Below are 12,031 nucleotides of genomic sequence, written 5' to 3' on the forward strand. Positions count from 1 at the left end.
CAGAGTCGCAAGCGTTTCTGGGTAAACACCTGAATCTCGATAAATAACATTGTTTCGTCTCAGTCTTTTTTCTCGAGCCCCCGGCCTGACCGGGGGCTTTTTTTTGGGCTCGACTTGCACGCAACACCGAAAGCGGCAAAACAGTGCTGAAGGTTTGATCAATATGACCTGATTCGATTACTGAGACGCCTGAAGTTCAGATGCCTCTGAGGCCCGACAGATTTAATTTCCACCGAATATTCAACAAAATAGACTTGCCTTGGGCCAGAGTATACAGTTTAAACAAAGGACTTTGTCTATTTGGAAACCCGGTCCCATGAGGAGTTTAGCCATGAGGCGCGTCCAATTGATCGCACATAGTCTCGTGTTAGTCGGTCTTTTGACCCAGGGCACCCTCTCACTTGCGGCCAAGCCCGTATCCGTCGATATATTGCCGACGAATTCCACAGTCAGCTTCAAAGGCAGTACTTTGAAAAATATTGTGAAGTTCGATGGCAAAGGCACAGGTGTCGCCGGCAAGTTCAAAATTACGTCATCCAAAGTGGTGGAAGGTCAGGCGACATTTCCGTTGAATAATTTGCAGCTGGATATGGATACCCGCGCCAAGCACATGAAGGAAGATCTTGAAGTCACGAAATTTCCTGAGGCCAAATTCGTCCCTACCTTATTGCCTTGGGAGGACCCTAGCACGGTTTTGACAAAGGAAACCAAGGATCAGCCGTTTGAAGGGAAAATGACCTTGCATGGCGTGGAAAAACCCGTCAAGGGCCAGGTGTCCACGCGTAAGGATGGGGATAAGATTGAATATGTTTTCAATTTCAAACTGTCTCTGACTGAATTCGGTATCACTCGGCGCAAGCATTTGGGCCTTCAGGTGGGTGATGAATTTGACGTCGAAGTGAAAACGCTGGCCAAGGTGGTTGCCCTGTGAAATTTTTTCTGACGCTTTCGTTGCTTTTTCTTTTAGCCGGATCGGCCCATGCTTTTCCGGAAACTGTGCGGCACGGTTATGTGAACTGCGGCGCTTGCCATGTGGACATGGCCGGTGGCGGAACCCTCACAGCTTATGGGCGCGGTCTTTCGGAAGAATTTATGAGCACCTGGGCGAAAGAAGGCGAAGGCCAGCCCTTGCACGGGCTCGTCAAAAAACTTCCCGAATCCTTGCTGGTGGGCGGCGGCTTTCGGTCGGTGCAAACTTATACGGACAACCCCCGGTTTCGCCAGGGTCGATATTTCCTGATGCAGTCTGATGTGGAACTGGGCTGGAGCACGGAGCGTGTGACGGTTCTTGTCAACTTCGGTCGTGATATTAATTCACCCGAAACCAGTGATGATGACAAGTGGGGCAGCGCACGGCACTTTGTGGCTGTGAACATCAGCGACTCACTCAGTGTTCGTGCGGGTAAATTTTTGAAAAACTACGGCCTTCATATCCCTAACCATACGGCTCAGATACGTCGTGGTCTTGGCTGGGACGAATTTTCGGATACATACAATGCGGAAGTGAATTATCTCGCTGAAAAGTATGTCCTGTCTTTTACGGGTATCGGTGGCCGTCCGGATGATGAGGGCGTGGACAGCGAGAAAGGGTTCGCCGTTTCTGGTGCGTACCTGGGGCAGGACCCCAATGTTCGGATCGGTGGCAGTTATTTTTCAGCGCGTGCCACGGATGAAACGAAACGGGAGATATTTGGTCCCAACTTCACTTGGGGCATCACCAAAAGCGTCGCATTGATCGGAGAGTATGATTGGGTGCGGGTCGCTCCATCGACGGGTGAACTCATCGAAGGCTTCGTGACCTACACTAAAGTTTCCTACGAAATCCTTCGTGGCCTGGATCTGAGTCTGACTCACGAGGCCAAAAAAACCGACCGCGAAGCCGACGAACTGGACTTTCAAGGCTACGGCCCAGGCCTGCGATGGGCCCCGCGCCCGCACCTGATTCTGTCCGGCGAATGGCAGAAGCAGAAGACACCGCAGTACGATGAACTCGTGGACAGTGCCTGGCTCGTGATGCAGTACTGGCTCTAAAAACAGCCGGAGCCTTACTCCGGCGTTCCTTGTTCTATCCAAGCCTTCAGTAAAGCCACCGAGTTGGCGCTGAGCGTATCGCCCTTCGGCATGCGCTTCGAATCCACCGTGGAACTCTTAATGGCAGCAGCCTGGGCTTTGACCACGGCATATGTCTCCAGGTTCACTCCACCCGAATTGCCAGCGCTACTGGAATGACAGCCAAGACAGCTCGGCTGCAGGATCTTGGTTTGAATTTCAGCAAAACTCACCGGTACCGACGGATCAACCGTCACAGCGGTGTCTTCACTGGAATCTTTTACGTCTTTAAAATTGCAGCCGGTCAAGGGGACTGCGGCCAGGAGCACGCTTACGATAAAACGCCGGCTTGAAGCGACGGAAGACATCATTCTTTCCTCCTGGGCGGACTTCGCCCCATGCAATATTACCAAAAGATAAACTTATTAACCTCTTGATACCACGACTTTTAATAAGCGGGAACACCGAGGCCTTGGGGGCCGTTACGGGTTCTCTTGGCGAACATAATTCCCTGCCGATAAACGAGGTATGCGAAGTCTGTTCTTTTATATCCTGGCTTTATTTGCAAGCGTTTTCACCAACGCTTCGGCTCCGCTATGCGCCCAGGAAGCCCTGCGCATTTCCCCACGTGGCAAGGTTGAAGTCCGCTTTGAGAATCAGGTGACTTACCTTTTGGATAAGGAAAGCCGTTTTTTAAGCGATCCGCAACGTGTTCTTGCTCAGGAATTCACCCAGCATATCGCCCGCAAATCTTTGAACATGGGTTATGCCGATGCCACCCTGTGGGTCAGGTTCCGTTTGGTCGTCGAGGACAAGGGGACGCCACGGCTTGTGCTGTCGATGAAGGAATCCACCCTGCAGCGCGTCTCGCTTTATCAGGTTGTGGATGGCCAGCTGAAACCCGAGGCTATTGGCGGAGCCTCCGTTCCTCCCGAGCAGCGTTCCGTTCACAGTCTCGGCCTGCATTTGATGCTCGAAACGCCCCCTCCGGGTGTCCACGATTATGTCCTTGGCATCCAATCGGTAGGTGGCATCCTCGATGCGTCCTTTACGCTGCAGGTCGGTCCGGTCTGGGTTACGGAGCGTCTAACGCCTACCCTGGTTTTTCAGGGTGTCTTCTATGGTCTCCTCTTTGCGCTTATGATTTCGAATGCCTTGACCTGGTTCCTGACAAGGCAGCACGTGCATCTTTATTTTGTTGCGTATGTCGGCAGCACGCTCGCCGTCCTGGCCAACTTTGAAGGAATCCTGGACTGGCTCATGCCCTGGCCTGCAATCGGCGGTTGGGTTTATCTGGCGCCCATTTTTTCCAGCCTGGTGGCGGTCACACTCTTTCTGATGTTGAAATGTTTCTACGAAGCGGACCAGCGCTTTCCGCGGGTGGCCCGTATTTTTCATGTCATGATCGCGCTCAACATCATCCCGATTATTTTCAATCTTCTGGGCTACTCGCGTTTAGCCAATCAAAGCATCAATGCGCAGCTCATTCCAGCGACGATCATTGTCGTGGCCACGGGATGGTATGTGTGGCAGAAAGGGTTTCGCTCCGCCCTTTATATGATTCTGTCGCAGCTGGCCCTGCTCTCGATGACGGCCGTGCTGATGTTGAAACTTTATAATCTTTTGCCATCCAATATCTTCACGGACTATTCCTTCCATGTGGGTGTCCTGCTCGAGATGGTGATCGTTTACTTCGGTCTTGCGCATCGGATGAAGAATCTGGAAGCGGAAAAGGACGTGGCCCAGAAAAACGAGAGACTGGCCACCGTGCGTCTCGACTGGTTCAACACCCTGGTTCGCGTCATGACTCACGATATGTCCACGCCCATCTCGGTTATCTCAACCTCGGTGGATCTGGAGCTCAGGCGTCAGCAACCTTCGAATTCGCTGATTCGGAATTTGGAACGCATCCAGCGCGCGGTCAATCAACAGTTTGATCTGGTCGCGCACGTGCGTGAGATGATTGCGGTGACCACGGGCAAGAAAACCCTCAACCGCATGCGGATTGACCTTCACGAAACTGTGGATGGCCTCTTGCTTAATTTTGCGGAAAAGATCGAAGCCAAACAGCTTGTTGTTCAAGTTGAAAAGGCCAGCGAACCGATCCATGTTCTGGCAGAAGCGACCGCCCTGGAACACACGATTCTCGGTAACTTCATGTCGAACGCAATCAAGTTCTCACAAAAAAGCGGCACGATCCGGATTAAAATCGCGCGCGATCAGGATCAGGCTGTGATCCGTTTCGATGATCAGGGTATAGGCATTCCTGCCGAGCTCATCGAAAAACTTTTTGATCCTACGAAAGCCACATCAAGGCCGGGAACGGCCAACGAAACGGGCACCGGTTTCGGGCTGCCCATTGCTCTGGTTTATGTCGAGCAGTTCCAGGGAACTGTCAAAGTTCTTTCGCAGGTTGCGAGCCAGCCGGGCGACCCTTCAGGAACCACATTTGAAATTCGCTTTCCCCTCCTGACCGCCGCTGCGGCTGATCCTGTCTCCCGGGCTTCCTAAGTTTTCAGTTAAGCCACTGTATTTATAGGATAGAGCTGCGTGGCCCCGGCTTTTTCTTCGATCCATTAAGATTTCACCTTTTCAACCGATAGTGATAATGATATTTATTATCATTATTCTGTACCGGGTCGTCCCTGAACGGGTAGGAGTGTCGAGTGCAAAATCTCCCATTGAACGATCGTCGCCTTGCCTATCGAGAAGCAAATCCCAGGGATCGCCTGGCCGAAATTGCCAAGGCTTTGGCCGCCAGCGAAATGGGGGCTTTGGTTTGTCAGTTGGATAACAAGACGGTCGTTCCCCTGCAACCGAATTGGTGCGAGCTATTTGATCGTCTGCCGCAACTGGGTCATGTCATGGTTCTGAGCCGCAACGCGTGGGTGGTGCATGAATGTATCGGACACTATGCGCCCGCTACTTGGAACGGCGCGATGGGTTTCATTCAAGGGCAAAACATCGACCTGCGGATGTTGACCAACTGCTGGAAATATCTGTTCGCCGCCCAGGTGGCCCATACGGGTGGCATCCTCCACAGCCTGCAGATCTTTGATGAAAGTGGAATGGCGGTTCACAAGATTTACCTGGAGCAGGATGGACACGGCGACGCCTTTGCTGCGCTCGTTGACGATTTGAAATTGGAACATTGGATTGCACCGCAGAAATTGATTCCCGCTCTAGAGATGGAAAAGTTCCGGGCGATAACCCTGACGGAAATTCATGAATTTCGTCGGGACTGGACCCAGTTTCAGGATACGCATGATTTTTTCGGGATGCTGCGCAAGCATCAGGTCTCGCGACTGCAAGCCATGCATATTGCGGAGGCTTCATTTGTTCAGGAGCTGGAGCTAGGCGCCGTGCAGGACCTTTTGCAAAAGGCTCAGCTGCAGAGCGAACCCCTGATAGCTTGTGTCGGCAATCGAGGCATGATTCAAATCTACAGTGGCACCATTCGCAATTTTAAGAAAATGGGCGATTGGCTCCATGTCCTGGACCCTGCCTTTAACTTGCATATCAATACGCGCGGGATGCATCGGGTCTTTATCGTTCATAAACCCACCCGCCATGGAATCATCAGCAGCCTGGACGTGTTCAGCGCCCCAGGTGAACTGATCCTAAGCCTGTTTGGATACCGCAAGGATAACCTGCAACCCTCAGAAACCTGGGGACAATTGCTGGCCACGCTGCGGAACATCTAAAGTCCGACCGAGTCTTTTGTTGCGATCGTTTGAGAGGATGATCCTGCTTAAACCCAGGATCATCCCATTCATTCCGCGTCCAAAACGCCTGTAGGAATTACGCTGCACTCCTGGATTTCCGCCCGACGGCGCTGCATCCTGGGCCGAATCATTTGACATCGCTGCTGAATGTTGCTAATCGCCTGATAGGCTGAGTCAGCTGGCCCAGGAGAGCAAAAACGTGTTCGAAAATCAATCGGTGACGCGGCAGCGTTGGATCATGGTAAGCCTGATCCTGGCGCTCATTGGCATCTTTGCCTTGGACACCCAGGCAGCCCTCGGCGTCGCCATCTGGATACCTTATATCGCCCTGGTTACGCTTTCCCTTTATTCCGGCCGTCCTTTCTTTCCCATTCAACTCGCAGCCCTGGTAACGCTGGTCATTGTGCTTGGCTACTGGAAGAGCACACAGCAGGAATTGACACTGGCAGTTGTTGTCATCAATCGTAGCTTCGGTGTCATCACCACCTGGCTCGTGGCTTTCGTCGTGCGGCGTTTCATAGTCTCGCAGAAGGCTCTTGCCGATCAGCAGATAGCGACCGAAAAAGCTCATGGGCTTTTGCAAAAGCAGGACTGGGTGAACCAGGGGCGTGCGGCCATCACGGGGGCCATTCGCTCGGAACTGGACCTGGAAAGTCTGGCTCGTACATTCTTGAAGGCAACCTGTGAATATGTGGAAGCCGCGCTAGGATCTTTCTATCTTCGGGAACACAACGAACTGCGACGGGTCGCAACCTATGCTTATACGCCTGGTCCAGAAGCCCGAAGTATCTTCCAGATGCAGGAAGGCCTCATTGGCGAAGCGGCCGCCAGCGCCAAAATCATCGAGCTGAAGAATCCACCGGCTTCGTATGTGGTCATCGAATCGTCTCTGGGTCGTGTGGCACCCCAGCATATCCTGGCTGTGCCTATGCTGTTCAATGATCAGGTTATCGGTGTGGTGGAGATTGCCGGGCTTCACGCCTTCGATGCGGAAGCGTTCAACCTGCTGCACTATGTCAGCGAATATGCCAGCATTCGCATGAATTCGGCCGCCAAGCGCGTGCGGCTTCAGGAACTGCTGACCCAAACGCAGAAGCAGACGGAAGAGCTGCAGGCACAACAGGAGGAGCTGCATGCCTCCAATGAAGAGCTGAGTCGGCAAACCCAGGCTTTGATGCAGGCGCAGAGCCAACTGGAAATGCAGCAGAGTGCTTTGGAAGAAAACAATGCCGAGCTTGAGCAGCAACAAAAATATCTTGAAGACCAAAAGTCCCAACTCGAAATGTTCAATCGGCATTTGCGTGAGGCCAAGCTGAATGCTGATGAAAAAGCGCGCGAGCTGGAAACCACGAGTCGCTATAAATCCGAATTCCTGGCGAACATGTCGCATGAACTCCGCACGCCCTTGAACAGCATTCTTCTTCTGGGTCAATTGCTGCAAAGGAATACCACGGGTAACCTGACCAACGAGCAGCTGGATTTCATTCGCATAATGCATGCGGCTGGTGACGATCTTTTGAATCTCATCAATGATGTCCTGGATCTGTCACGGGTTGAGGCCGGCAAACTCGATTTACAGCGCTGCGAAATCCCGGTTGCCAACCTGCAGCAGAATATCGATCGCAGCTTTGAGAGCCTGGTTTCGAACAAGGGCGTCAGCTGGCGCTGCATCATGGAACCATCCTGTCCCCGTTCCATCATCAGCGATCCCCAGCGTGTGGAGCAGATCATTAAAAATTTCGTATCCAACGCCATCAAGTTTACGGATAAGGGCGAGGTCTCCGTTCGTTTATCAGGAGCCGGTCCCGCATATCCGGACTATGAATTGGCCATTGAAGTCAAGGATACCGGCATTGGTATCCCCACCGATAAATTTGAATTGATCTTCGAAGCCTTCCGCCAGGTGGATGGCAGCATTGGGAGGCGTTATGGAGGGACAGGCCTTGGTCTCTCCATTTCCCGTGAACTGGCCAACCTTCTGCAAGGGCGGATTCTGGTGACCAGTGAAGTGGGAGTCGGTAGCTGTTTTACCCTGCTTTTGCCCAGGGAAGTGCTCGTGTTGGATACTCAACACGCGGATGAAGGCAAACCGATGCCCTCGATCCGAACGATCCCTATGGAAGAGGGACCCCCTCTAGCGGCTCGCGAGGGATTTCATGACGACCGCGATCAGCTGCTGCCCCAGGATCAAACCATTCTGGTGATTGATGATGATCCCCGCTTCGCCCAGATGCTGCGCGAGCTGGTGCAGGAACGCGGCTTTAAATGTCTGCTCAGTGAGAGCGGCGAGCGCGGTATGGTCGATGCGCTGAATTACATGCCCGATGGTATTGTGCTGGATCTAGGGCTGCCGGGTATCAGCGGTATGGAAGTGCTGGAGAGATTGAAATCCAATCCTCGAACCCGGCCTATTCCCGTGCATGTGATATCGGGTGCAGACTATAGCCGTAATGCGCTTTATCTCGGTGCCATCGGCTATCTGATGAAGCCGGTCCAACTCGATGACGTGCAGGCGGCCTTGCAGAGAATTGAAAGTCTGAGCGAAAAAACGGTTAAGAATATCCTGATCGTGGAAGATGATGCGTTTCAGCTGCAGGCCATGACGCAATTGATTCAGGGGTCGGATGGGGTGCGCATCACAGGAGTACGCAGTGGTCAGGCCGCGATGCAGGAACTGCGTCAGCAGACCTTTGACTGCATGGTTTTGGAATTGAACCTCATGGACATGACCGGGCTGGAGTTGCTGGAGGGCATGAGTCGTGAAGAAGGCATAGGCCACCCGCCTGTCATCGTCTACACGGGACAAAAACTTTCCCATGATGAAGAGCAGCGCATTCGCCGGTACGCGGAGGCCATTGTCGTGAAAGGAGACCGTTCGATGGAGCGCCTCCTGGATGAAACCACTCTGTTTTTGCATCGCATCGAAGATAACCTTTCGGTCCGGTCCCAAGCCCTGCTCAAGGAAGCTCGTGTTCTAGAACGTTCCTTTGCCGATGCCCGCATTCTGGTCGTGGATGATGACATGCGCAACCTGTTTGCCCTGGTGCATATACTGGAGGATCGCGGCGCCACGGTGCTGACCGCGCGCAACGGCCAGGAGTCGTTGGATATCCTGAGCAAGGTTCCCAGCATCAATCTGGTGCTGATGGATGTCATGATGCCGGTTATGGATGGTCTGGAGGCGATGCAGAAAATCCGCCAGAACAAGGCTCTCAAGCAGCTGCCGATTATCGCTTTAACGGCCAAAGCCATGAAAGGCGATCAGGAAAAATGTCTGACCGCTGGTGCGAATGATTACCTGGCCAAACCTGTGGACTTGGAACGCCTGGTTTCCTTGATTCGGGTTTGGCTGGCACCGCAGGGGTTTTAATCATGAGACAGGATGCGTCCTGGGATCCGGAAAACATGCAAAGTCTGGTGGAAAGTATTTACCAGCTTTACGGCTACGATTTTCGTGGCTACATGCCCCAATCCTTGCGTCGGCGTTTTGATTCTGTCATGCAGCGTTATACTTTGGAAACGTTTGCGGAGTTGCGCCAGCGTATTGTGAATGACCGCGATTTTTTTAGCGCCATCCTGGGGCACTTGACGGTCACCACCAGCGAGATGTTTCGAGATCCGCCGTTTTATGCGGCACTGAATCAGCAGGTTGTCCCAAGGCTGGCCACGTACCCATCCATTAAAATCTGGCATGCAGGCTGCAGCTCGGGCGAGGAGGTCTATTCCTTGGCCATTTTGCTACGCGAGGCTGGTTTGCTGCAGAACTCGATTATCTATGCGACCGATATCAATCCTGTGGCCCTGGAAAAAGCTCGCGCCGGCGTCTATCCCATGGCGACCCTACAGAAGGCTACGGAGAACTATCACCGTGTTCTTCCCCAAGGGGACTTTGCCAGTTATTATGTGGCCAATTATGGTATGGCCGCCATGGATCGACGTTTGCGCGACCACATCGTCTTTGCCGAGCATAACCTGGTCACCGACAGTGTTTTTTCTGAAGTGCAGTTGATTTTGTGTCGCAACGTCTTGATCTATTTCGATAGCGGTCTGCAGCAGCGGGCGCTTAAGCTTTTTGATGATAGTCTTTGTCATCGCGGATTTTTGGCTTTGGGTATGAAGGAAAGTCTACAGTTTTCCTTGCTGGGTCCAGCCTATGAAGAAGTTGTTCCAACAACCCGTATCTATCAAAAGAGGATTTCATGCAGCCAGCAAAAATACTGATTGTGGACGATCGCGCTGAAAACCTGCTTTTGATGACGCGCATTGTTGCCGAGCTGGGCGAGCAAATCTATAAGGCTTCCTCTGGAGCTGAAGCTCTGAGTCTCTCGCTCGACCATGAATTTGCCGTGATTCTGCTCGACGTGCAGATGCCGGATATGGATGGTTTTGAAACGAGCGTCCTTCTGCGTGGTCGAGCCCGAAGCCGGTCCACACCCATCATTTTTGTGACCGCCGCTGCGCATAGCCCGCATATGATGTTTAAAGGCTATGAGTCCGGCGCTGTGGATTTTCTCTATAAGCCCATCGATAGTTTCGTGCTGCTGAGCAAGGTTCGTGTTTTTGTGGAAGCCTACAAAAGTCGTTTGATGCTGCGGGAGAGTGAGGAAAAATACCGCGTCCTCACCGAGGTCAGCCCCCATATCGTCTGGACTGCCAACCCACGCGGTGACATTACCTATCTGAGCCCGCGCTGGTCGGAATATGATAATGGCAATCCTGACAATCTGCAGGACAATTGGATGGCTGCCATGCATGTCGAGGAACAGGAACGCTATCGGGCGGAATGGCAAAGGGCCATCGAAGACGGCGGGATTTTTGAAATCGAACTTCGCCTGCTCCGTCGCACCGATCGGAGCTGGCGCTGGCACCTCCTTCGTGGCCAGCCCTTGAAGGATGCCGAGGGTGTTCTGAATAAATGGATCGGCGGGGCGACGGATATTGATGATCAGAAACGGGCTGAGGAGGCGTCGCGTCAGGCGCAGATTTTGGCTGATGCTGCCAACAAAGCGAAAAGCGCCTTCCTGGCCAACATGAGTCATGAGATTCGCACACCCTTGGGCGCCATCCTTGGTTTCAGTGAACTCCTGAAGGAACCCGAAACCAGTGGGCTGACGCCAGCGCAGTGTATCGAAGCCATCCAGCGCAATGGTGAGCAGCTTGCGCATCTGATCGATGACATCCTTGATTTAAGCAAAGTGGAAGCGGGCAAACTGGAAACTGAAAAAGTTCAGGTGTGCCTTGGAGAGTTGATCAGGGAATCATTGATCGGCCTTAAATTGAAGGCCGATGAAAAAGGTCTGGGCCTGGTCCTGGACCTGGTCGAGCCGCTGCCGGTTGTGGTGCTGACCGATCCGCTACGCCTTCGGCAGGTGCTCCTGAACATTATCGGCAATGCGATCAAGTTCACCGCGCTGGGCCAGGTCTCCGTCGCGGTGAAATGTGAAACGCTGGCCACCGATCAGGCCAGGCTGGTGGTTTTGGTCCGGGACTCCGGCGAAGGGATGACCGAAGAGCAGGCATCCCGACTTTTTAAACCGTTTACGCAGTCCGATACATCCATGACGCGGCGTTACGGTGGAACGGGACTAGGCCTCGCCTTGTCGCGACAACTCGCACGTGCCATGGATGGGGATCTGCGCCTGGTCACCACGGAACCGGGCGAGGGGAGCACCTTCCGTATTGAAATTCTGGTCGGTCTGCCCTTGATCATCCAGGAGCCAGCAACGCCCCCGATGCGCGCGGGCGCCGAAGGTGTGAAGCCACGTCTGCATGGAATTCATGTTTTGGTCGTCGATGATTCGGCGGATAATCAACTGATGATGAGTCGCTTTTTGCAGGGCGCCGGAGCTACCGTAGTGCTGGCCAGCGATGGCGAGGAAGGGATTCAAAAAGCCCTGGCCGAGGACTTTGATGTCGTACTGATGGACGTGCAGATGCCTCGCCTCGATGGTTATGCCGCGACCGCCAGACTGCGCGAGCAAGGCTATCGCAAGCCCATCGCTGCTCTCACCGCGCATGCTTTTCCCGAGGAAAAAACTCGCTGCCTCGCGGTTGGCTATACCACCCATCTCAGCAAACCGGTGAACCCGCGCCTGCTCTTTGAGCAGGTCGCTCTGCTGGCACAAAAAAAGAACGGCTGAAGCTATTTTCAGCCGTTCCGAATCTATTTCCCGTTAAATTCTGTCACTATCGTTACGATTGCCGCGAACAATCGGAACATGGAGAAGCGAGAGAGTCAGAAGGAATGGATTCCCTCT

Annotated in this window: 8 protein-coding genes; 7 read left to right on the forward strand and 1 reads right to left on the reverse strand. The window is 53.2% G+C overall.

The window, feature by feature from the left end:
* Positions 1-331 precede the first annotated feature (331 nt).
* Positions 332-931: a YceI family protein gene (locus tag VE954_RS22255; RefSeq protein ID WP_324956897.1), complete on the forward strand. Its 600-nt coding sequence runs from the start codon at positions 332-334 to the stop codon at positions 929-931.
* On the forward strand, positions 928-2,031 hold the full coding sequence (locus tag VE954_RS22260; RefSeq protein WP_324956899.1) for a hypothetical protein: 1,104 nt from the start codon (positions 928-930) through the stop codon (positions 2,029-2,031). The genes VE954_RS22255 and VE954_RS22260 overlap by 4 nt, the downstream gene beginning before the upstream one ends.
* A 14-nt stretch (positions 2,032-2,045) precedes the next feature.
* Here the strand turns inward: VE954_RS22260 and VE954_RS22265 are convergent, their stop codons facing one another.
* Complete coding sequence (locus tag VE954_RS22265; protein ID WP_324956901.1) at positions 2,046-2,420, reverse strand: hypothetical protein; 375 nt, start codon at positions 2,418-2,420, stop codon at positions 2,046-2,048.
* Between the two features lie 157 nt (positions 2,421-2,577).
* On the opposite strand from VE954_RS22265, the gene VE954_RS22270 reads away from it, so the two are divergent.
* From VE954_RS22270 to VE954_RS22290, 5 genes are all read left to right on the forward strand, one after another.
* Complete coding sequence (locus VE954_RS22270) at positions 2,578-4,560, forward strand: sensor histidine kinase (protein WP_324956903.1); 1,983 nt, start codon at positions 2,578-2,580, stop codon at positions 4,558-4,560.
* A 155-nt stretch (positions 4,561-4,715) separates the two neighbouring features.
* Positions 4,716-5,753: a ChuX/HutX family heme-like substrate-binding protein gene (locus tag VE954_RS22275; protein WP_324956905.1), complete on the forward strand. Its 1,038-nt coding sequence runs from the start codon at positions 4,716-4,718 to the stop codon at positions 5,751-5,753.
* A gap of 220 nt (positions 5,754-5,973) precedes the next feature.
* Entirely contained in the window at positions 5,974-9,144 is a 3,171-nt protein-coding gene (locus VE954_RS22280) for a response regulator (protein ID WP_324956908.1), read from the forward strand.
* 2 nt (positions 9,145-9,146) lie between these two features.
* Positions 9,147-9,995 carry a protein-glutamate O-methyltransferase CheR gene (locus VE954_RS22285; protein WP_324956909.1) on the forward strand — a complete coding sequence of 283 codons (849 nt, stop codon included), beginning with the start codon at positions 9,147-9,149 and terminating at the stop codon, positions 9,993-9,995.
* A complete protein-coding gene (locus VE954_RS22290) occupies positions 9,974-11,914 on the forward strand; it encodes a hybrid sensor histidine kinase/response regulator (RefSeq protein WP_324956911.1) in 1,941 nt (646 codons plus the stop codon). The genes VE954_RS22285 and VE954_RS22290 overlap by 22 nt, the downstream gene beginning before the upstream one ends.
* Positions 11,915-12,031 lie beyond the last annotated feature (117 nt).

The sequence above is a fragment of the Oligoflexus sp. genome (assembly GCF_035638955.1).
Taxonomy (GTDB): domain Bacteria; phylum Bdellovibrionota_B; class Oligoflexia; order Oligoflexales; family Oligoflexaceae; genus Oligoflexus.

Bases quoted from the DNA above. Each gene is read 5' to 3' on its own strand.
- VE954_RS22255 (WP_324956897.1), top strand. From the start codon at position 332: ATGAGGCGCGTCCAATTGATCGCACATAGTCTCGTGTTAGTCGGTCTT.
- VE954_RS22265 (WP_324956901.1), bottom strand. From the start codon at position 2,420: ATGATGTCTTCCGTCGCTTCAAGCCGGCGTTTTATCGTAAGCGTGCTC.
- VE954_RS22270 (WP_324956903.1), top strand. From the start codon at position 2,578: ATGCGAAGTCTGTTCTTTTATATCCTGGCTTTATTTGCAAGCGTTTTC.
- VE954_RS22285 (WP_324956909.1), top strand. From the start codon at position 9,147: ATGAGACAGGATGCGTCCTGGGATCCGGAAAACATGCAAAGTCTGGTG.
- VE954_RS22290 (WP_324956911.1), top strand. From the start codon at position 9,974: ATGCAGCCAGCAAAAATACTGATTGTGGACGATCGCGCTGAAAACCTG.